The following is a 23,016-nucleotide window of genomic DNA, read 5'->3' on the forward strand; positions in this document are numbered from 1 at the left end:
TTGATTCTGTAATAAAACTATTTCTGTTTATCCCCTGTATTATTTACCTGCATTACTAATTCCTGCTTCAAGAACGGCTTCTTTGATCCGCTCCCAATCTCTATCGCATAGTTCATACCCTAACTGGGAACCATGGATTTCACATATCCCTTTTAGCTTTAAACCAGCTTTTATCCCGATGGAAAAATTCGAAAAACTTTCCTGGCTTCCTCCTTTTACTGCATTGAAAATCCCGGAAAGTTTATTTATCTTATCCTGAAGCATCTGTATTCCACCTGTGTCTTTTTCTTTCCCAAGCCTGAGCATTTCCTTGAAAAGCTTCGGTCCCAGCGCTGCAAGCGCATAGACAAAACTGCCTCCGAACAGGGCTGTGTAAGCGGCAAACCTTTCAGACCCACTATATACAACAAAATCTTCTCTGCCTTTAAATATGCAAAGAAGCTTGAAAAGCCTTTCGGCATCCAAGCTCGTTTCTTTTATTCCTATAATATTCGAGTGCCGGCTTAAGGATTCGACGAGATCCGGTTCAAGATTATTCGGAAGCCTGAGAGGAACATTGTACAGTATTAATGGTATGGGACTGCAATCAGCTGCCTTTGTAAAAAACCTGTAAAGCTCATCCTGTGAATACCTGTAATAGTATGGAGGAGTAAGCACAAATGCGTTCACTCCACTTTCCGAGTAGCATTTTATATTTTCCATTACAACTTCCAGCGAGGCATCGCTAACCATAAGCATTAACGGCACCCTCCCGGAAACACAATCAACAGATACTTTGACAAACTCCTTTCTTTTTTGGGGATGCATGGAAAAATACTCCCCTGTGGAAGACAGCAGGAATATTCCATCTGCTTCATTCTCAATAAAATAGTTGTGCATTCTTTCAGTTGCTTCTCTATCAATACCGCCTTTACTGTCAAAAGGAGTAGGAGAAGCTATAATAAGACCTCTCATGTTATTGATATTCATGTTTTATTCTCCTTTGCCCTTGCCTTCAAATGCATTGTTAATATCCGGGAGACAACCGGAAGATAACCGGAAGATAAACAATTGATGATTTCCGGATGCGTAGCTTCCTATATCCGGCTTCGCATATCTACCGGGCTATCCACCGCCGGTTTCGCTTATACGCTCTCCCGGACTACCTAACCTTACGTTAAACCAAAAAACTAAAAATCGCCTTTCAATACATCTTCATAAAGGGGCGCCTTGTTTAATTCTTCTTGTATCTTGGAATATCCTGCGTCGTTGATTCTTTTAATGTAATTTTCCCATCTTGTAAGGTTTTAAAAGATGTTTCTGCCATTCATTCCATGCATATTTTTGAGCTTTTGCCGTAGTCTCCTCCCACGAAAGCTTTTTAATATCCAGGTCCGTAATATAATTTGAATTGTATGACCCCAATCCTGTATTCGAACCGGTTTTAATTCCTTCTTTTAATATGGGAGCCGATTCATAAGGTTTCCCTGACCATTCAAAGTGAACCCCTTCCTCTCCGTATCTTAAAAAGAATTTCGCATCCTTGTCAAAGTTTGCGTAATCAAACAACTGAAGTATTCGAACCAGTTTTTCATCGTCTACCTCTTTTGCCACATAAAAGTAATAAGCATAGTTCATAAAGCTATAAGGCCTTGTTCCACCTTTTCCGTTTAAACCGGTTTCAGGCGGAGTTATCAAAATTTTTGCCCCTTCATTTTGCAGCATGTTAAGAGGAGGCCTTGTTTTAAAGCCGCTATTAAGCCATCCAACCGTAATACCGCTATATCCGGCTTTATTGGATGCAATCTTTTCCCATGCTTTTTGCCGGTTTAGTGTTGCAAATTCAGTATCAAGAAAACCCTCCTTGTATAAATTGTTTGCAAACTTAAGAAATTCTTTATAACGATTTGTTACATAAAACTCTGCAGCATTTCCATTTTCCTCAACTATCCCGGTATCCTGAAAACCAAACATGCCAAAAATAGGATTCCAGTAAAAAGCATCTCTTCCCGCCGCCGTCATGCCGTATGTGTCATCTTTGCCATTCTTGTCAGGATCATTCTTGGTAAATGCCTCCATTATGCTTACGAACTGTTCCTGGGTAAACGGATTTTGAACAATAAATATCCTGCCATCATTATCTATTTGTTCCAGGGAACCATTAGGGCTTATGCCAACATTCTCTAGCCAGTCAAGACGATAAACCGAAGTAAAGGATAATACATCTTTGTCTCCTGCCCTGTAGCCCGAAAGACAAAGATATTCGTCTTCTTTGCCTTCTGCAAGGTTTAATTTCCAGCCAATCGGGTCGCTGTCAAGAAGCCTGACGTAATTTGGCGCATACCTGGTTATCAAGTCTTTGGGTATAGTCCTTATCAAACCTTGTTCATCCATCTTTTCAGGGCTTCTGCCTATCCATCCGCAATCAGGCATTTCTCCCGAGGCTAACATTAGATCAACCTGTTGACTTTGGGCAAGATCGACCTTTTTGGTTACAAGCTTTATGTTAAGCTTTTCTTCCAATTTTTTAGCTGCCCAGTTATCCTGTTCGATATCTCCGCAAGCCCATGATACCCATGATATTTCAAACTTCTTGGCGTATGGATCTTCCGGGATCGCACCGGTCTGACTGGCCTCTTCCTCCTTTCCATCATCCTGCTCTTTTTCACTGATGGTTTTTACACACCCGGCAAGCCCTACTATCATGAATAGAGCAATTGCCAGGCATAAATATTTGATAATTTTTTTGACATGTACATTTACCCTCCTTTATCTATTTTTATTTGTATATATTTTGTATATATTTAAAAACCCACCAGAACTATAAAATACTAACGTTAAAATCCGGCGCTTCCTGTTTAACTTCTACCTTGCGTGATACAATAATCGATCATTCTCCTAAGTATCATCTGCATAACGATTTTGCGTTCATCCCTTATATATATAAGGCAATCCATCCATGCATTCCAATGACCTACCGCGCTCCAGAGCGCAATCGTAGCTATTATTGGTTTTGCCAGGGGCATGGTTATTTTAAATAGTATAGTAATATATCCCGCTCCGTCTATAAACGCAGACTCTTCAAGGGCATTGTCCATTGACATAAGATAGTTGCGCACCAGGATTATTACATATGAGCCAACTGCCCCAGGAATTATATAGACAAGAAGGCTGTCTACAAATCCCAGTTTCCTGTTGATAATATACGACGGTATAAGCCCTCCGGAAAAAAACATGGGCAGCAATATATATATCATTAGCCATTTCCTTAAAGGAAGATTTCTTTTTGATAAAGGATATGCTGCGAACAGGGTCAACACGATATGAAGCAATGTGCCTGCAACTGTCCTGTATATTGTTATGGCGTATGCATTTATGATTTTGTTGTCGGAAAAAACAAATTCATATGCGTCAAAGCACCACCTTTCCGGCCAGAGCCTTAAAGTTAGCGAAGTGGTATTGTCAGGATGAGTAAATGAAAGAACTATCATATCCCAGAAAGGAAATAGTATTGAGATGCAAAATACTACCATAAAAGTATAATTGAATATATCAAATACAAATCCTCCTATTGACTTCTGTTTTAGAAAACTCACTTTTCAAGCACTTCCTCTCACCATATTCCATAATCATTTATTTTTTTTATTATACTGTTTGTAATCAATATTAGTAATAGTCCAACAACATTTTGGAATAGTCCTACAGCAGCAGCATAATCGTATTTCGCTTCAAAAAGTCCTTTCCTGAAAGTGTAAGTTTCAATAACATCCGCAACATCGTAAATAAGGGGGTTGTATAAGTTAAAAATCGGGTCAAAACTCGCCTTCAATATATTGCGAAGGCTAAGAATAAATAATATTGTTATTGTTGGAGTAATAGAAGGCAATGTAATATGAATGGCTTTCTGGAACCTGTTTGCACCGTCTAGAACTGCTGATTCATACATATTTATGTCTATTGCAGATATTGATGCAAGATATACTATGGATCCCCATCCAACTCCCGCCCAAAAAGTTGTTACCAGATATATTGGAATAAAGTACGAGCTTTTTATCATGAAATAAACAGGTTCTTTTCCGAATAAAGTCCTCAAATAATTAATTATACCTACTTCAGGGGAAAGAAGCTGATACACGAAACCTGCTATAACTACCCATGACAAGAAATGGGGGAGATACGAAATAGTCTGGACTACTCTTTTAAACTTCATTTTCGTTATTTCATTCAAAAGCAGTGCAAATATTATCGGGAGAGGAAAGCAAGCTATCCGCAATACACTTAATCTTAATGTATTCCAGAACACCCGTTTAAACAATATATCTCCAAATAAGTCTTTGTAATGCTTGAAATTGTTCCATTTACTCCCTAGTATACCATCCGCATATTTAAAGTTCTTAAATGATATTAATACTCCGTACATTGGAAGATAATCAAATACTAGCATGTGAATCAAGGGAATGAGAAAAATAATGTAGAGCGCTTTCATTCTCTTAAATTTACTCCACTCAATCCTGCTTTTTTTCTGTTGAGCAACGTCCCGAATTTACCTATCCTGCCATTGGATAATAATCCGGATTTGTTTAGCCGCAAAGTTGCATTTCCCATGAAAATTCCCCTTTCACAAACTTTAGCCAACTATAATCTCTTGCCTTTATTAAATTTGAGTTTATATAAATAGTAATTATATCTGCTTTCAGTATATACAATATTCATAACTTTTTGATGCAAAATCTATAGATGTTTTATGGAATTTCTATAGATATTTTTGTTCATAATCTCTTCGGAATATATATGTGGGTATATGTGAGGATTTTTGTGTCCGAAGTCTGACAACGCGATGCGACGCTTGTCACTCTTTTCATATCAAAGCAGATTGCAATTAAACAAGTATTATGTTATATTTTTATGTAGATTAAAACTTAGTTTAATGCTTTAATATACTTAACTATACACATTTTAAGGAGGTTTTTACATGAGTAAGTTAAAAGGTGCATGTGTGTTTGGCCAATCAGGCGGGCCGACATCGGTTATTAATGCCAGTGCCGCCGGTGTAATAGAGGAAGCATTAAAACAAGACTGCATTACTGAAGTTTATGGAGCAGCTCATGGAATTAAAGGAATTTTAAATGAGGTCCTCTATGATATGAGCAAGGAAGACCCTTATGAATTGGAATTGCTCAAGACAACGCCATCTTCCGCCCTGGGTTCTGTCCGTTACAAACTTAAAAAGGCTGAAGAAGACGAAACAGATTATAAAAGAATTCTTGAAGTATTTAAAAAATATAACATAAGGTATTTCTTCTACAATGGCGGAAACGATTCCATGGATACCTGCAATAAAGTCAGCAAATATATGCAAAAAGCTGGTTATGAATGCAGAGTGATGGGCGTACCCAAAACCATAGACAATGACCTTTGGGGTACCGACCATTGTCCTGGGTATGGCAGTGCAGCAAAGTATATTGCTACATCAATAATGGAAATATACCATGATGCAAGGGTATATGACAAGGGGATGATAACCATACTGGAAATTATGGGAAGAAATGCAGGATGGCTTACTGCCGCATCTGCTCTTGCGTCATATAAAGGTTACGGACCAGATTTGATTTATCTGCCTGAACTTCCTTTTGACCTTGACAAATTTATTGAAAATGTCAGCAGAATATACAAAGAAAACGGGAATGTTATAGTTGCCGTTTCCGAAGGCATTAAAGATAAAGAAGGCACATATATTTCGGAATATGGTACCGACCTTGCCAAACATAAAGATGCCTTTGGTCATGCGCAACTTGGGGGACTTGCTGCAACCCTTGCAAATATAGTAAAGGAGAAAACGGGGGCAAAGGTACGCGGCATTGAATTCAGCTTGCTCCAAAGATGTGCTGCTCATCTCGCTTCACTTACTGATGTAAATGAGGCTTACATGGCTGGACAGGCTGCAGTCCAACATGCTGTACAGGGAGTTACGGACAAGATGGTAGCTTTTGAAAGGGCTGAACAACCTGAATACAAGTGTAATATTAAACTTATTAATCTTACTGATGTAGCCAATACTGAAAAGAAAGTGCCTCTTGAATGGATTATTAATGATGGGACGGGAGTTTCAGATGAGTTTGCAAAATATGCCCTTCCGTTAATTCAAGGTGAATCAAGGCCTCCTATTGAGGATGGCCTACCAAGGTTTGCCAAATTAAAAAAGGTGCTTGCTAAGAAATAAGCAGGCAGTAGCCGGATAAAGCAGATATAGATGCAGAGCTATCTGGTTTTGCAAGTTAGTAATAAAAATCCTGCATTTTTAAAAATTTATAAAATTTTATTATAAACTATTGCATCAATATAATTATTATGCTATAATAAAAAATAGTTAAACATTTTTTAGTAATATAAAATTTAATACCTATTTGATTGTGCAATGAAGCATACAGGTAATTGCAAGACGTACTCAACGAAGGGTATTTATCATTCGTCAAGTACGTCTTTTTATTTATTATAAAGGTTTAAAAACTATAAATTTAAACTACAAATTTTATGAAAGGGGAGTATTACATGTCAAGATATGGAAAAGAAGATGTTTTAAAGCTTGTAGAAGAACTAGATGTAAAATTTATACGCCTTCAGTTTACTGACATATTTGGTATGCTGAAAAATGTTGCTATTACATCAGAACAGCTTGAGAAGGCGTTGAATAACAAGTGCATGTTTGACGGATCATCAATTGAAGGGTTTGTAAGAATTGAAGAATCAGATATGTATTTAGCACCGGATCCCAATTCATTTGCAGTATTTCCGTGGAGGCCACAAACCGGTAAAGTAGCAAGGCTTATATGTGATGTACTTAACCCTGATGGTACTCCATTTGAAGGAGATCCAAGGTATGTTTTGAAAAAAGCCTTGAAAAAAGCCGCCGATATGGGTTATGAAAAGTTTAATGTCGGTCCCGAATGTGAATTCTTTTTGTTTCTTACCGATAACGAAGGAAACCCAACAATAAAAACCCACGACAATGCCGGATATTTTGACCTTGGACCAGTGGACTTAGGCGAAAATTCAAGAAGGGATATTTGCCTTGCTCTTGAGGAAATGGGCTTCGAAATAGAAGCTTCTCACCATGAAGTTGCACCCGGCCAGCATGAAATTGATTTCAAATATCAGGAAGCTCTTACTACAGCAGACAATATAATGACATTCAAGATGGTTGTTAAAACTATAGCCCAAAAGAATAGTTTGCATGCTACATTCATGCCAAAACCCATTTTTGGAATTAACGGTTCAGGTATGCACACAAATATTTCGTTGTTTAAGGATGGCAAAAATGCATTTTATGATGAAACCGACTCCCTGCAATTAAGCCAGGAAGCTTATTGGTTTATCGGAGGACTTATTAAAAACATAAGATCAATTACAGCAATAACAAACCCCACTGTAAATTCTTATAAGCGCCTTGTGCCTGGCTATGAAGCACCTGTATATATCGCCTGGTCTGCAAGGAACAGAAGTCCTCTTATCAGAATACCGGCTGCTAGAGGAGAAGCTACAAGGCTTGAATTAAGGTGCCCTGATCCATCCTGTAACCCGTATCTGGCTTTAGCTGTAATCTTAATTGCAGGTCTTGATGGAATAGAAAACAAAATTCAGCCTCCATTACCAATTGATAAAAATATATTCGAAATGACAGAAGAACAAAGGCTGAAAGAAGGCATTCTTTCACTTCCCGGAAGCCTTGAAGAAGCCATCAATGAATTAGAAAAGAGCAAACTTGCCGAGGAGATTTTGGGAAAGCATATTTTTGTTAAATATATTGAAGCCAAAAGAAAAGAATGGGATGATTACAGGACCAAAATAACCAAATGGGAACTTGAACACTATTTAACAAAGTATTGATATAATGAATGCTATGTATGTTATGCTGTACACTATCAATTAAAATTAAACTTATATAATTAACACATATTAACTATAACAATATGTTATAATAAAATATACTGTATATTTGTCCAATCCGTTTTATTTTTATGGTGGTTTTTATGGATGTTAATCTGGAACTATATAAAGTTTTTTATTATGTTGTAAAGACAGGTAGCATCTCCAAAGCTTCCCAGGAGCTTTTTATCTCACAACCTGCAGTAAGTCAGGCCATAAAAAAGCTTGAATCCAAGCTTGGAGGGCAATTGTTCACCCGGGCACCTAAAGGAATTGTCCTTACACCTGAAGGAGAAGTCTTGTTTAAATATATTGAACAAGGCTATAATACGATATTGTTAGCAGAAAGCAAGTTTATGGAAGCTATTAATCTTGATTTGGGCAATATACGTATTGGTGCAAGCGACATGACTTTAAAATATTTTTTACTTCCTTACCTTGAAGAATTTCACAAGCAATTCCCTAAAATTAGAATAAAAGTTACAAACGGTCCGTCTCCCGAAACTGTGAATTCCCTGAAAATGGGTTCCATTGACTTTGGGGTAGTAAGCCTTCCTTTAACTAATGATGAAACAATCGATGTATCTGAAGTAATGGAAATTCAGGACTGTTTTGTTGCAAATTACCGTTTTAGCGACCTTACTTCAAGGGAAGTCTCAATAAAGGAGCTCGTCAAGTATCCTATAATTATGCTTGAAAAAAATACGAGCACAAGGCAGTATATAGATGATTACCTGTCTCAGCATTCGGTATCACTGGTTCCTGAGTTTGAGCTTGCAACAAGCGACCTTATTGTTCAATTCGCTTGCAGAGGTTTGGGCATATCCTGTGTTGTCAGGAATTTTGCAGAAGAAAGCATAAAAAGTGGTATATTATTTGAAATTGCCTTGGAGGAAAAAATACCTCCAAGGCATATTGGCATAATTAAATTACGTAACGTGCCGTTGACTGCTGCAGCCAAAAAGTTTATGGAGTTGATTCAAAACAAGACCAGTATTGGAAAATTTTAAAGTGTATAACTTCATCTTATGATTTAAATAAGTAATATGAATTTTACTTATTCCCTAAAAACAAATATAATAGCAGTAGAGATAAAATAAACATAATAGACGTACATTGTTTTAGGGGGTTTTTAGATGGTAAGAGCTGTAGTAGGAGCCAATTGGGGTGACGAGGGTAAAGGTAAAATGACCGACATGCTTGCATTTGAGTCAGATATTGTTGTAAGATTCCAGGGGGGCAGTAATGCAGGCCATACTATAATAAATAATTACGGAAAATTTGCTTTGCACCTACTTCCGTCAGGTGTATTCTACAATCACGTAACTAATATCTTGGGGCCCGGCACTGCGCTGAATATAAAAATTCTTCTCGATGAATTAAAGAATTTAGAAGATAAAGGTATTCCAAAACCAAAACTACTTATATCCGAACGGGCACAGGTTGTAATGCCATGGCATATTCTATTTGACAAATACGAAGAAGAAAGGCTAGGCAGCAGGCAGTTTGGCTCCACGAAAGCAGGTATTGCTCCTTTTTATTCAGATAAGTATTATAAAATTGGTATACAGGTATGTGACCTTTACGATAGGGAGATACTTAAAGATAAAATAACTTCTATATGCGAGGTAAAAAACCTATTGCTTAAAACGCTGTACAACGTGCCACCTATAGACCAAGACATGGTTTATAATGAACTGTTGTCTCTGGGCGAAAAAATATCATCCATGGTTTGTGATACTACAAGCTTCCTGCATAAGTCACTGAAAGAAGGGAAAAGGATTCTCCTTGAGGGGCAACTGGGTGCATTAAAAGATCCTGACCACGGGATTTATCCTTTTACTACATCTTCCTCACCGCTGGCAGGATTTGCCGCTATAGGCGCAGGTATTCCCCCTTATGAGATCAAAGACATCATTGCTGTCATCAAGGCCTATTCCAGTTGTGTAGGCGCTGGCCCTTTTGTAACCGAACTACACGGCGCAGAGGCTTCTGAGCTCCGCGAAAGGGGTGGTGATGCAGGCGAATATGGAGCTACCACTGGCCGTCCACGCAGGATGGGCTGGTTTGATGCTGTAGCTACCAGATATGGTTGTATGGTTCAAGGTGCTACGGAAGCTGCGTTGACTTTACTTGACGTTCTTGGTTATCTCGATGAGATTCCGGTTTGTATAGGCTATGAAATTGATGGACATGTAACGGAAAACTTTCCGGTTACTTCTCTACTTGAAAAGGCCAAACCGGTATATAAGATATTCCCCGGTTGGAAATGTAACATATCAGGAATCCGAAAATATGATGATTTGCCAGGGAATGCGAAAAAATATGTTGAGTTTATTGAAAACTTTATAGGTATTCCAATAAAATGGATATCCAATGGCCCCAGGAGGGAGAATATTATAATGCGTTGACTATAATGCGTTGACGATGATTTAACACCGCCTGCACTAAAGTGCAGGGGCTCCATTTTTATTTTTCTAATTCTTTTAATAATAACCCATTTATAATTTGAGGGTTGGCTTTGCCTTTTGTTTCCTTCATTGCCTGCCCCATGAGAAAACCCAATGCTTTCTTCTTTCCGTTCCTATAATCAGCCACTGAAGCAGGGTTATCCTTTATTACTTTCCTCACAACATCAAAGAGGGCCTCCTCGTCGTTTAAAATCTCCAGTCCTTTCTCTTTTACTATAACTTCAGGCTCCCTTCCAGTATCAAACATTTCCTCAAAAACCTTTTTAGCTGTTGTCCCGTTAATAATACCTTTGTCAATTAAGGATACTAGCTTTGCAAGATATTCCGGCGGAAACTGTATATCCTCTACCCCCATATTCCTATCTTTAAGTATACGCATTAAATCTCCCATAATCCAATTGCTCACGGCCTTAACATTTGTACTTTTCCTTGCTGCCTCTTCAAAGAAGTCTGATAACTCTTTTGAAGATGTAAGAATCTCAGCATCATATGCAGGCAGTCCATATTCGGATATATACCTTTCTCTTCTGTCACTGGGAAGCTCAGGTAGTGTAGTTTTCATTCCTTCTACCAGTTCCTTTTTGATTGTTAAAGGCGGTAAATCAGGTTCAGGAAAATACCTGTAATCCTGCGCATCTTCTTTGCTCCTCATCGGATAACTTTCTCCTCTGTTATCATCCCAACGTCTTGTTTCTCTGAGAATTACCCCCCCGGCTTTAATTACGTTTATCTGCCTTGCAACCTCAGCTTCAATAGCCCTGAAAATAGCTCTGAACGAGTTTAAGTTTTTCATTTCGGTCCTTTCTCCAAGCTCTTTTCTTCCTTGTGGTCTGATAGAAATATTCACATCAGCACGCAAGGAGCCTTCCTCCATTTTGCAATCTGAAACACCTATAAACTGAAGTATGGATTTAAGTTTTTCAAGGTAGGCCCTTGCTTCTTCGGCAGATGCTATATCAGGTTCACTCACAATTTCAATCAAAGGTACTCCTGCCCTATTGTAATCTACAAAAGAATAAGTGCCATCCTCGCTATGCAAAAGCTTCCCTGCATCTTCTTCTATATGAATCCTTTGAATTCTTATTTTCTTTTTTCGTCCTCCTGCTTCAATTTCTATATATCCATTTTTACAAATAGGCAAATCATATTGAGATATTTGGTAACCTTTTGGAAGATCCGGATAAAAGTAGTTTTTCCTGTCCTGCTTGGTAAAGACGGAAATTGTACAATTTGTAGCAAGTCCTGCCTTTATTGCATATTCAACAACACGCCTGTTTAAAACAGGCAATACTCCCGGCATGCCTATACAAATAGGACAACAATGGGTATTTGGAAGGCCACCGAACTCAGTGGTACAGGAGCAAAAAATTTTTGTTTTTGTAGATAATTCCGCATGTACTTCCAGGCCAATTACTGCTTCATAAACCATTTTTTCACCTCAAATCATATCGAATCACATCGAATCATATCATATCAATAAATCAATCATATCAAATCATATATTTGATCCGTTTAACACAGGCCTATTCTTATGAAACTCAGTATTTTGTTCAAAGGTATAAGCCGCTCTAAGGATTGTTGTTTCATCAAAACGCTTTCCTATGAGCTGAAGCCCTATCGGCATAGACTTACTGTCCATACCACAGGGGATAGACATAGCTGGAAGTCCGGCAATATTAACGGGAACTGTAAATATATCTCCCATATACATTTTAAGCGGATCATTAATTTTTTCACCTATTTTAAAAGCTGTTGTAGGTGTTACAGGCCCGATAATTATATCACATTTTTCAAAAGCTCTGTTAAACTCCTGGGTTATAACTGTCCTTGCTTTAAGTGCTTTTTTATAATACGCATCATAATAACCGGAACTTAATACATAAGTTCCTAAAAGGATACGCCTCTTTACTTCAGTTCCAAAACCTTCACTCCTGGTTCGCTTGCAAAAGTCTATCAAATCTTTGCAGCCTGAAGCCCTATATCCGAATTTAATTCCATCATACCTGGCAAGGTTGGAACTGGCTTCTGCAAGAGCTATAATATAATAAGCCGGAACAACATATTCCATTACCGGAATGGAAATTTCCTCACATTCAGCACCTAAACCTGTAAATATCCGAACAGCATTAAGTACAGCATCTCTGACATCCTTTTCCACACTATCGTCTATGAATTCTCTCGGTATACCGATTTTCATGCCTTTAACATCATCTATAAGGGTTTTTGTATAGTCAGGATGCTCTCTTCTTAAAGAAGTAGAATCCATAGGGTCATAGCCTGCTATTGCGTTAAGCACTATGGCACAATCAGCAACAGTTTTGGTCAAAGGCCCAATCTGGTCAAAAGAAGACGCATAAGCTATAAGCCCAAACCTTGAAATTAAACCATAGGTTGGTTTTAAGCCTACACACCCACAGAATGAAGCCGGTTGCCTTATAGAACCTCCTGTGTCCGACCCAAGGCAATACACTGCTTCTCCTGCAACTACAGCAGCTGCTGAGCCTCCGCTTGAACCTCCCGGCACTCTTTCGGTATCCCAGGGGTTTTTTGTCTTTTTGAAATAAGAGCTTTCTGTAGAGCTTCCCATGGCAAACTCATCCATATTAATTTTTCCTAAAAGCACTGCCCCGCTATCATAAAGTTTTTTTACTACATGAGCGTCATATGGAGGAACAAAATTACTCAGCATTTTAGAAGCACATGTAGTAGGTATACCTTTGGTACAAATATTGTCTTTAACAGCCATAGGGATTCCTGCCAAGGGAGAATTCAAAGCACCTTTATCCAACTTCTCCTGGACCTTAACTGCTTGTTCCATGGCCTGTTCTTCGACAACACTTATATAACACCCGAATTCTGAATCCAGTTTCCCTATCCTATCCAGCATGTACCTTGTTAATTCAGGCACGCTAATCTCTTTTTTATTTATAAGGCTGCTTAAACTACTTATTGTGAGTTCATGAAATTCCACAACTCTTCCTCCATTCTCGCAGAGTAACTATTATTCTACAACCCTAGGAACAATAAAGTATCCCAATTCCTCTTCTTCAGCCCCACAAAGTAAATCTTTTCTATCATAAGACTCAGTAATCACATCATCTCTTAAAACATTTCCATCCATATCTTCATCCATACTCAGATATTCCATTGCATCTATGTTTGATGTATCCATCTCTTTAAGTTTATCAAAATATGCGATAATTTTGCTTATTTCAATAACCATTTCTTCCTTATCCTTTTCGTCAAGCTGCAATCTTGCCAGTCCGGCAATATATTCTATAATTTCTCTTGTTATTGCCATTCTATACACCTCCCCTCACACTTCCACGGGATATTGGTTATTAAAACATCCGGTGCACAAACCACATTTCACACCTACCGGTGTTTTAAGCAACCCTTCAAGGCTTAAGTAACCCAGGCTGTCAGCACCTATCATTTCCCTGATTTCCTCCACGGAGCAGGACGACGCAACAAGTTGTTTCTTTGACGGAGTGTCTATGCCCAAATAACACGGATACCTTACCGGAGGAGAACTCACTCTCATATGGACTTTCTTAGCTCCCGCATTTTTAAGCATTTGAACTATTCTCCTTGTAGTAGTCCCCCTCACAATGGAGTCATCTACCATAACAATACTTTTCCCTTCCACAGCTTTTTTTATAGCATTAAATTTTATTGATACACCCATTTCCCGCTGTTTCTGAGCTGGTTGTATAAAAGTTCTTCCAACATATCTGTTTTTCAAAAGCCCTTGCCCATAAGGAATACCTGACTGGATTGAAAAACCTAAGGCTGCAGTCAATCCTGAATCAGGCGCACCTATTACTAAATCCGCTTCTGCCGGATGTTCTATTGCAAGCTGCTTTCCTGCTTCAATCCTTGCCCGGTAAACACTTGCCCCATCAATTATACTGTCCGGCCTTGCAAAATAAACGTATTCAAAAATACACAATCCTGTCCTTTCCGGAGCTTTCATCCGGATAGATTCAATGCCGTTATTTCCTATTAATACAACCTCTCCCGGGTTTATGTCCCGTATAAATTCAGCACCAACCGCATCCAGTGCACAGGATTCGGATGCTATCACGTGTGAGTTTTGTAACCTTCCTAAACATAAGGGCCTGATTCCATATGGATCCCTTATTCCAATAAGCCCCTCGCCAGTAAGTATTGCTAGTGAATACGCTCCCTTTACTTCCCTCATCACTTTCTCTATTGCCTCTTCAATAGTCCCACTTTCAATGCTGTACATAGAAATTAGGCTTGCAATAATCTCTGAATCACACGTTGTGTGAAATATGGCACCTTTTTCTTCAAGTTCTTTTCTCAACTGCAATGTATTTAATAGGTTGCCGTTATGTGAAAGTGCCATCTGTCCACTTATATACTTTATAACCAGTGGTTGCACATTTTCTTTTATACTGGCTCCTGTAGTAGAGTACCGCACATGTCCTACCGCTGAGTTACCTTTGAGGCCATTTAATACTGTATCATTGAAAACCTCCGGCACAAGCCCCATATCTTTATAGTAAATTATTTCTCCATTGCGATTAACTGCAATCCCGGCACTTTCCTGTCCACGGTGTTGAAGAGCATAAAGTGCATAATAGGTAAGCCTGGCAGTATCATGGCCATCTCTGCTGTATATACCAAATACTCCACATTCTTCTTTTAATTTATCCATTAAAACAACTTTTTTACCAGTCATTTTTTCCCTTCTTAAGTTTAGTTTCTCTTTTGGTACTGCTATCCTGATTCTTGCAGAATTTTAGCTTAATTTTCTCTTTCCTACCCTTTTTTACTAATACATTATACTATAGCATGGTGTATTGTCAAAATTAATAATTGTGATACTATAAATAAGCTAAACTTATAAATAAGCAAACTGTAATCTACCATGCTACTTTTACATCTACTTACTTATAATATCATAATGTCCTAATTTAGCAATACATTTTCAAATAAGCGCATTTTCAAATTCCTATTGCAAAGCAGATTATAAAACAGTATAATAAATTGAAAATTATTTTATATTCAAGCTATTGGCATATTAAAGGAAATTTTATATGGTTGGAATTAGAATATGTCTTGCTCTTGGTCAAATTGAAGAGATGAAAAAAATTAAATCTTTTTTAGTACATTATGGGTTTACTGTCATAGATGAATCTACTGATGGGGCATCAGCCATAAGGCGTATAAGAACCCTTCGCCCTGACTTAATTATTGCAGATAGTGACCTTCCGGGAATAAACGGTGTTCGGATTGCAGAAATCGCGGAAGAAGATGGTATTGCCCCGGTTATCGTAATAACTAACTCAGATAAAGACAGTCTATGGATCGATGTTGAACATCCTAAGGGCATTGCGTTTCTTCAACGCCCAATCACTAAATCCGCATTGCTGCAAACTATTCAGCTATCCTTGATAAGCTACCATAAAATAATGAGCCTTAAAGAAGAAATAAAAAAACTAAAGGAAACATTAGAAGACAGAAAGCTTATCGAGAAGGCTAAGGGTATTATAATGGAAAAAAATAACCTGTCGGAAAGCGAAGCCTACAGGTTGTTACAAAAACAGAGTATGGATAGAGGTATACCCTTGCGTGAATTAGCAAGAGCAATCATTCTAGCTCATCAAATAGATAATTAGACTTACAGTTTCTTTATTTATCGAGAATTTTTATGTCTGGTATGGATGGCATCCTGATTTTATGCTTGCTAATAATCCTTCGTCTTTTCACCTCTTCAACAATTCTTTCATCACCAGTTCCCGTAAGAAGAACTTCGTCCAGTTGTTTATATGTGAAGCCCAATTCACCCTCATCAGTCTGACCAGCCCATAAACCAGCAGTTGGAGGCTTACGTATTATTTCATCAGGTATGCCAAGATGCTTTGCCAGTTCCCACACCTGGGTTTTGACAAGTCCACCTAAAGGCAGTATATCAACCCCTCCATCCCCATACTTTGTGAAATAACCAATTTCCAGCTCACTCCTGTTGCCTGTTCCCACAACAAGATAATTATAGAGGTTAGCATAATAGTATAGCGTAATCATTCTAAGCCTGGGTTTTATATTGCTTGATGCAAGCTTCTCTGCGTCGCCTGTAGGCCGGGATTCTCCCCCAGGCATTTTGGATTCCTCACCTGTTCTGATTGTAGTCAACGCTTCCATCATACAATCATAAACCTTCTCAAGGCTAATTTCTTTATAGTTGAGTTTAATGTGTTGTGCAATAAGCCTCGCATCAACAGTATCTTGGGGTGCACTATAACAGGTCATGTGAAGTCCCAGAACGTTGTCAGGAAAAGCTTTCATGCATAAAGCTGCCACTACTGCAGAATCCACCCCTCCACTTATTCCTAACACACAACCTTTAGCACCGGCCTCCTTTACCTGGTTGTATATCCACTTTATAAGCTGTTCCGATAATTTTTTATACATACATTATCACTCCATTCTGTTTTATTTTGATTAAAATAGACTTTATATAGGTTAAAATCAGATGTCATTTAAACAAATCACATCCTGGTTTTTACCTTCCATATGCAATTTAAAAGAGTTAATAAAAGCTCGCGCCGTGTCCAATGATGTCAAGCATGGTATTGAGTTTTCCACCGCCAACCTCCTTATTTTGAATCCATCCCTTTGAGGAACTCTTCCACGAGTAGGAGTATTAACTATTATGTTTATTTCTCTTTTCCTTATTGCATCACTAATGTTAGGTCCGGATTGGCTCACCTTATTGATAGCTTCAGCCTTTATTCCATTCAAGTTTAAAACCCTGGCAGTACCTTCAGTTGCAAGTATATGGAAGCCTATTTTTTGAAATTCTTCAGCAACGGAAATAGCTTCCTGTTTGTAAATATCTGCAACTGTAATCAAAACAGTCCCTTTTTCAGGGAAGGCATATCCTGCTGCCGTTAATCCCTTATATAATGCTTCGTACAGGCTTCTGCCAATACCCAATACTTCACCTGTAGACTTCATTTCAGGACCTAAGCTCACTTCAACCATAGGCAGCTTATCAAAAGAGAACACCGGCACTTTTACAGCCACCATACCCTTCGAAGGATAAAGGCCTGTCATGTAACCCATGTCTCTTAATTTTTCTCCCAGCATTGCCCTGGTTGCCAGCTCAACCATCGGTATTCCCGTTACTTTGCTGATATAGGGCACTGTACGGCTTGAACGGGGATTTACCTCAATTACGTATAGTTTTCCATTATGTTCTATAAACTGTATATTTATAAGGCCTTTTACCTGCAGAGATATCATGAGCTTTTTAGTCCATTCCACAATTTGCTCTATAATATGATTAGGTATATTTACGGAAGGATATACAGATATGCTGTCACCCGAATGTATTCCCGCCTTCTCAATATGCTCCATTATTCCTGGAATAAGGATGTCTTCACCGTCACAAATGGCATCTACTTCCACTTCTCTGCCAATAATATATTTGTCAATTAATATAGGATGTTCCTGCCTGGTCCTGTTGATTATCTCCATATATTCAATTATATCCTCCATATTATAGGCAATTTCCATTCCCTGTCCTCCAAGTACATATGAAGGTCTTACCAGTACCGGATACCCCAACCTTTCAGCAGTATTGACCGCTTCTTCAACGGTAAATACCGTATCTCCCGCAGGCCTTGTTATTCCAAGCTCACCAAGCAGTGTATCAAATTCTTCCCTGTCCTCAGCCTTGTTAATGTATTCCATCTGAGTGCCCAGAATTTTATAACCTGCTTCATGAACTGCTTTTGCAAGTTTAATGGCACTCTGGCCTCCAAACTGGACCATTACACCATCAGGCTTTTCTTTATCAAGTATATTCAGTACATATTCCGGTGTCAAGGGCTCAAAATACAGACGGTCTGAAACATCAAAATCTGTGCTGACAGTTTCGGGATTATTGTTTATTATGACAGCTTCATAACCTAGTTTCTTTAATGCCCAGATGCAATGAACAGAACAGTAGTCAAATTCAATTCCCTGGCCGATTCTAATAGGTCCTGAACCTATTACCACCACCTTTCCCTTTGTTCCCGGATTTACTTCATTTTCTTGCCCGTAGGAAGAATAGTAATAGGGACTTACTGCTTCAAACTCCGCAGCACACGTATCCACCACTTTATAGGCAGGTATTACTCCCCACTCTTCTCTATTTTTACGGATGTCTTTTGTTTTTGCTTTCAAAAACCTGGCAATTGCCTCATCTGAAAAGCCTTTATCTTTGCAAGATTTCAGGGTTTCTCTGTCAAGCTGCTCAAATGATAATTTTTTCAATTTTTCTTCCAATTCTACTATATTTAAAAATTTATAAAGAAAGAAGGGGTCAATCTGAGTTTTCCGGTTTACTTCATCCACCGGAATTCCTCTCCGTAAAGCTTCCGCAACTACAAATAAGCGTTCATGAGTTTTTTCTTCCAACTTTTTGGCTATTTCTTCTTTACTTAAATTTGACAGGTGTACCATTTCCAGCGAGTCAATACCAAGTTCCAAGGAGTGTACTGCTTTCATCAAGGCCATCTCAAAGGTTGTTCCTATAGCCATCACTTCTCCTGTAGCCTTCATTCTGGTTCCCAGTGAGGTATCCGCTTTAACAAATTTGTCAAAAGGCCATCTAGGGATTTTTACCACTACATAATCAAGGGCCGGTTCAAAACAGGCAAAAGTTTTACCTGTTACATTATTTTGTATCTCATCCAGACTATAGCCCAGGGCAATTTTTGTAGCCACTTTTGCGATAGGATACCCTGTAGCTTTAGAAGCTAGGGCACTTGACCGGCTTACTCTTGGATTTACTTCGATAACATAGTATTTCATACTTTCCGGATCTAGTGCAAACTGTATGTTACATCCGCCTTCAATTCCAAGTGCACTGATAATCTTGATAGAAGCCGTCCTTAGCATTTGGTATTCCCTATCCCGTAGGGTCAGCGAAGGTGCCACAACAATACTGTCTCCTGTGTGTATACCTACAGGATCAATGTTTTCCATGTTGCAAACCGTTATGCAATTGCCTTTACTGTCGCGGATAACCTCATATTCTATCTCCTTCCATCCTGCCACGGATTTTTCTATTAAAACCTGATTAACCCGGCTTGACCTGATTCCATCAGCAGCAATTCTTTCTAGTTCCTCTGCATTTTTTGCAATACCTCCCCCGGTCCCACCCAAGGTGTAGGCAGGACGTACAATAACCGGGTATCCTGCCTCGTCAGCAAATTCAAGGGCTTTTTCCACATTACTGGCAACAACACTTTGTATAACAGGTTCCCCTATTTCTTCCATGGTTTTTTTGAACATTTCTCTGTCTTCAGCCTTTCTGATTGAATCAGCTAAAGTCCCAAGTAGTTTTACATTTTGCTCGTCAAGAAACCCGCTTTCTGCAAGCTCCATTGCCAAATTCAGTCCCGTTTGCCCTCCAAGGGTAGGAAGTATGCTGTCTGGTTTTTCCTTTATTATAATGTTCTTGATTACCCTTGCTGTTAAAGGCTCTATATACACCCTGTCAGCCATATGCATATCCGTCATTATAGTGGCAGGATTGCTGTTGGCCAGGATTACACGCACACCTTCCTCTTTTAATGCCCGGCATGCTTGGGTTCCGGCATAGTCAAATTCTGCTGCCTGTCCAATTATTATTGGTCCTGACCCAATAACTAATACTGTATTAATATCTTTTTTCTTTGGCACGTATAATCTCCTCTCTACTTAATTAACTATTCCCGTTATTTAACGACACCAGCACTATAGTGCGGCGATTATATTAAGGCGGTTTATTTTTAAAGCAATAAAACTTACCGGCTGAAAGCCTCTAGTTTACTACAATTATTTAACCACCTACCAACTTCAAGAATTCATCGAAAAGAAAATTTGTATCGTTAGGACCCGGGCAGGCTTCCGGGTGGAACTGAACGCTGAAAACCGGCCTACTTTTATACTTCATCCCTTCGATTGTGCCATCATTAAGATTTCGATGAGTTATTTCAATCTTTTTAGTGTCAACGGACCCATCCTTTACCGTATAGCCATGATTTTGGGATGTAATATATGTGCGCCCACTTGTTAAATCCTTTACAGGATGGTTGCAGCCTCTGTGGCCATATTTCAATTTCTCCGTATCTGCACCTGATGCCAGTGCCAGCAGCTGGTGCCCCAAGCAAATTCCAAAAATCGGTTTACAATCTATAAGTTTCTTTATAGTCTCTACCGCTTCCATATTATCTTTCGGGTCACCGGGGCCATTAGTCAGTACAATAGCATCAGGTTCGCAGCCAAGAATTTCCTCGGCTCCTGCCCTTGCCGGAAATACCGTTATATGACAGTTTCTGTGCTGAAGAGATACGAGAATGTTTTTCTTGACTCCAAAGTCCATTACTGCTATGTGATATCCTTCTCCTGGAATTGTATATGCATGTTTTGTAGTAACCTGCTCAACAGGATGTCGGAAGCTGTAATTCCTGAGCTGAAAAATATCTTCCTCTGTAGGAATATCAGGCGTGAGAAGTCCCACCATGGTCCCCCTGTCTCTTATCTTTTTAGTCAAGGTCCTCGTATCGACCCCTTCAACAGCTGCTATGTTATTCTTGCGAAGATACTCTTCTAGAGTTCCCCCTGACATCCAGTTACTAGGTTTTCTACAAGCTTCCCGGACAATAAATCCTTTCACTTTGGGCCCTTCAGATTCAACGTCAAGCTCATTTATACCATAATTTCCTATTAGCGGAAAGGTCATTACTACTATCTGTCCACAATAGGACGGATCTGTCAAAACCTCCTGGTAGCCAGTCATACCTGTATTAAATACCACTTCGCCGATTACTTTGTTTTCAGCCCCAAAAAAAACTGCATTAAATGCAGTTCCATCTTCTAATATTAAAAATCCCACTTAATTTTCTCCTTTCTTAACTGTACTATTGTTAGCTTAATAACATATTTCTCAGCAATATACATTTTCATGCTTTAATACATATCCGGTACTTTACTCCCATTCTATAGTAGCGGGAGGTTTGCTTGTTATATCGTATAATACCCTATTTACGTTTTTAATCTCATTCACAATTCTGTTGGATACCCTTTCTAATACTTCATATGGAATTTTTGCCCAGTTTGCCGTCATAAAATCCGTAGTGGTAACTGCCCTTAAAGCAACGACATAGTCGTATGTCCTCTCATCCCCCATAACACCTACAGTTTTTATGCCTGTCAGGACAGTAAAATACTGGTTTATGTCACTTGAAAGTCCGGCTTTGGCAATTTCTTCTCGGAAAATGTAATCTGATTCTCTCACAATCTCAAGTTTATCCCTGGTTACCTCCCCCATTACCCTTATTGCAAGGCCTGGTCCTGGGAAAGGCTGTCTTAACACTATCTCATCCGGAATGCCAAGCTCCCTTCCAACCTTTCTGACCTCATCTTTAAAAAGATTTCTTAACGGTTCTATAATTTCTTTAAACTCTATATTGGTGGGCAGACCACCCACGTTATGATGGCTTTTTATTACTGCTGCGTCTCCTAAGCCGCTTTCAACAACATCGGGGTATATGGTTCCCTGCACCAGGTAATCAACTTTTCCTATCTTTTTAGCTTCTTCTTCAAACACCCGGATAAATTCCTCACCAATTATTTTTCTTTTCATTTCAGGCTCTATAACTCCTTTAAGTCTGCCAAGAAATCTCTCTCCTGCATCCACCCTTACAAGGTTAATATTGAATTGGTTCCTAAATACCTTTTCAACCTGGTCACCTTCAAATTTTCTAAGCAGGCCGTTATCCACAAATATACAGATAAGCTGCTCACCTACTGCCTTATGCACCAGCACAGCTGCCACAGATGAATCCACTCCTCCTGAAAGGGCACAAAGCACCGATTTATTACCTACTTTTTTTCTTATGTCGCTTATTGCACTTTCAACGAAGGATAACATTTTCCAATCGCCCGAGCAGCGGCATATTCTGAAGAGAAAATTCTCCAGCATGGCTTTACCTGCCGGGGTATGCACGACTTCGGGATGAAACTGCACTCCGTAAAATTTGTTTTTTTCATCTTCCATGGCTGCCACTGGACAATTTGCCGAACCGGCTATAACTCTGAAGCCCTCCGGCAGCCTGCTTACATAATATGTGTGGCTCATCCAGCAGGTGGTTTTCTCTTCTATACCGGAAAAAAGCCGGCTTAATGAATTTAAGTTTATTTCCGTGCTTCCGTATTCCCTTTGTTCGGCCATGGCAACTTCCCCGCCCAGCATAACGCTCATAAGCTGCATACCGTAGCATATTCCAAGGATTGGAATGCCCAGTTTAAAAACTTCTGCATTACAAAAAGGAGCCCCTTTATCAGTAACTGATGCAGGGCCCCCTGTAAAAATAATTCCTTTCGGATTTAAATTTTTAATTTTATCAATTGAAATATTATAAGGAAATATCTCGCAATAAACGTTAGACTCTCTTACTCTTCTTGCAATTAACTGGTTGTATTGACCTCCAAAATCAAGAATTAACACAAGCTCATTATTCAAGTATAAAACCCCTTTCATTTTCCCATATATTATACTATAGGGTAACATAATAGTAAAATCATCAATTGTAATATGGTAGATAAGTATTATTTATATGGGGTTATTCATTACTAC

Annotated in this window: 17 protein-coding genes; 5 read left to right on the top strand and 12 right to left on the bottom strand. The window is 38.9% G+C overall.

Annotation, left to right across the window (positions count from 1 at the left end; translation table 11 throughout):
- Nucleotides 1–39 precede the first annotated feature (39 nt).
- The 4 genes from HPY74_01590 to HPY74_01605 all read right to left on the bottom strand — a co-directional run bounded on the left by HPY74_01590 (nt 40) and on the right by HPY74_01605 (nt 4,465).
- A complete protein-coding gene (locus HPY74_01590; protein NSW89370.1) occupies nt 40–969 on the bottom strand; it encodes a dihydrodipicolinate synthase family protein in 930 nt (309 codons plus the stop codon).
- 288 nt (nt 970–1,257) lie between these two features.
- A complete protein-coding gene (locus HPY74_01595; protein NSW89371.1) occupies nt 1,258–2,685 on the bottom strand; it encodes a hypothetical protein in 1,428 nt (475 codons plus the stop codon).
- Nucleotides 2,686–2,837: 152 nt separating this feature from the next.
- The gene (locus tag HPY74_01600; GenBank protein ID NSW89372.1) at nt 2,838–3,575 is read right to left on the bottom strand and encodes a carbohydrate ABC transporter permease; all 738 of its coding nucleotides are present in this window, start codon (nt 3,573–3,575) and stop codon (nt 2,838–2,840) included.
- Nucleotides 3,576–3,592: 17 nt separating this feature from the next.
- Entirely contained in the window at nt 3,593–4,465 is an 873-nt protein-coding gene (locus tag HPY74_01605) for a sugar ABC transporter permease (protein ID NSW89373.1), read from the bottom strand.
- A 486-nt stretch (nt 4,466–4,951) separates the two neighbouring features.
- Here HPY74_01605 and HPY74_01610 point away from each other — a divergent pair, with 486 nt between their 5' ends.
- From HPY74_01610 to HPY74_01625, 4 genes are all read left to right on the top strand, one after another.
- Nucleotides 4,952–6,199 carry a 6-phosphofructokinase gene (locus HPY74_01610; protein NSW89374.1) on the top strand — a complete coding sequence of 416 codons (1,248 nt, stop codon included), beginning with the start codon at nt 4,952–4,954 and terminating at the stop codon, nt 6,197–6,199.
- 329 nt (nt 6,200–6,528) lie between these two features.
- Entirely contained in the window at nt 6,529–7,863 is a 1,335-nt protein-coding gene (gene glnA / locus HPY74_01615; GenBank protein NSW89375.1) for a type I glutamate--ammonia ligase, read from the top strand.
- Nucleotides 7,864–8,006: 143 nt separating this feature from the next.
- Nucleotides 8,007–8,912 carry a LysR family transcriptional regulator gene (locus HPY74_01620; protein ID NSW89376.1) on the top strand — a complete coding sequence of 302 codons (906 nt, stop codon included), beginning with the start codon at nt 8,007–8,009 and terminating at the stop codon, nt 8,910–8,912.
- 126 nt (nt 8,913–9,038) lie between these two features.
- Nucleotides 9,039–10,313, top strand: coding sequence for an adenylosuccinate synthase (locus tag HPY74_01625; GenBank protein ID NSW89377.1), 1,275 nt, complete (start codon nt 9,039–9,041; stop codon nt 10,311–10,313).
- A gap of 58 nt (nt 10,314–10,371) precedes the next feature.
- On the opposite strand, the gene gatB is transcribed toward HPY74_01625, so the two are convergent.
- The 4 genes from gatB to HPY74_01645 all read right to left on the bottom strand — a co-directional run bounded on the left by gatB (nt 10,372) and on the right by HPY74_01645 (nt 15,081).
- Complete coding sequence (gatB, locus tag HPY74_01630) at nt 10,372–11,802, bottom strand: Asp-tRNA(Asn)/Glu-tRNA(Gln) amidotransferase subunit GatB (protein NSW89378.1); 1,431 nt, start codon at nt 11,800–11,802, stop codon at nt 10,372–10,374.
- Between the two features lie 66 nt (nt 11,803–11,868).
- A complete protein-coding gene (gene gatA / locus HPY74_01635; protein ID NSW89379.1) occupies nt 11,869–13,344 on the bottom strand; it encodes an Asp-tRNA(Asn)/Glu-tRNA(Gln) amidotransferase subunit GatA in 1,476 nt (491 codons plus the stop codon).
- Between the two features lie 30 nt (nt 13,345–13,374).
- Nucleotides 13,375–13,674, bottom strand: coding sequence for an Asp-tRNA(Asn)/Glu-tRNA(Gln) amidotransferase subunit GatC (gatC, locus tag HPY74_01640; protein ID NSW89380.1), 300 nt, complete (start codon nt 13,672–13,674; stop codon nt 13,375–13,377).
- A 15-nt stretch (nt 13,675–13,689) separates the two neighbouring features.
- Nucleotides 13,690–15,081, bottom strand: a complete 1,392-nt coding sequence (locus tag HPY74_01645; GenBank protein ID NSW89381.1) for an amidophosphoribosyltransferase — start codon at nt 15,079–15,081, stop codon at nt 13,690–13,692.
- A 358-nt stretch (nt 15,082–15,439) separates the two neighbouring features.
- Here HPY74_01645 and HPY74_01650 point away from each other — a divergent pair, with 358 nt between their 5' ends.
- Nucleotides 15,440–16,021, top strand: coding sequence for an ANTAR domain-containing protein (locus HPY74_01650; protein NSW89382.1), 582 nt, complete (start codon nt 15,440–15,442; stop codon nt 16,019–16,021).
- 13 nt (nt 16,022–16,034) lie between these two features.
- On the opposite strand, the gene HPY74_01655 is transcribed toward HPY74_01650, so the two are convergent.
- The 4 genes from HPY74_01655 to guaA form a co-directional block, all read right to left on the bottom strand.
- Nucleotides 16,035–16,814 carry an NAD+ synthase gene (locus HPY74_01655; GenBank protein ID NSW89383.1) on the bottom strand — a complete coding sequence of 260 codons (780 nt, stop codon included), beginning with the start codon at nt 16,812–16,814 and terminating at the stop codon, nt 16,035–16,037.
- Between the two features lie 57 nt (nt 16,815–16,871).
- On the bottom strand, nt 16,872–20,078 hold the full coding sequence (gene carB, locus HPY74_01660) for a carbamoyl-phosphate synthase large subunit (GenBank protein NSW89384.1): 3,207 nt from the start codon (nt 20,076–20,078) through the stop codon (nt 16,872–16,874).
- Between the two features lie 139 nt (nt 20,079–20,217).
- Complete coding sequence (locus HPY74_01665; GenBank protein NSW89385.1) at nt 20,218–21,273, bottom strand: carbamoyl phosphate synthase small subunit; 1,056 nt, start codon at nt 21,271–21,273, stop codon at nt 20,218–20,220.
- 93 nt (nt 21,274–21,366) lie between these two features.
- Nucleotides 21,367–22,902 (bottom strand): glutamine-hydrolyzing GMP synthase, encoded by a 1,536-nt coding sequence (guaA, locus tag HPY74_01670; GenBank protein ID NSW89386.1) that lies wholly within the window; start codon nt 22,900–22,902, stop codon nt 21,367–21,369.
- Nucleotides 22,903–23,016 lie beyond the last annotated feature (114 nt).

This window comes from Bacillota bacterium (genome assembly GCA_013314855.1).
Taxonomy (GTDB): Bacteria; Bacillota; Clostridia; order Acetivibrionales; family DUMC01; genus Ch48.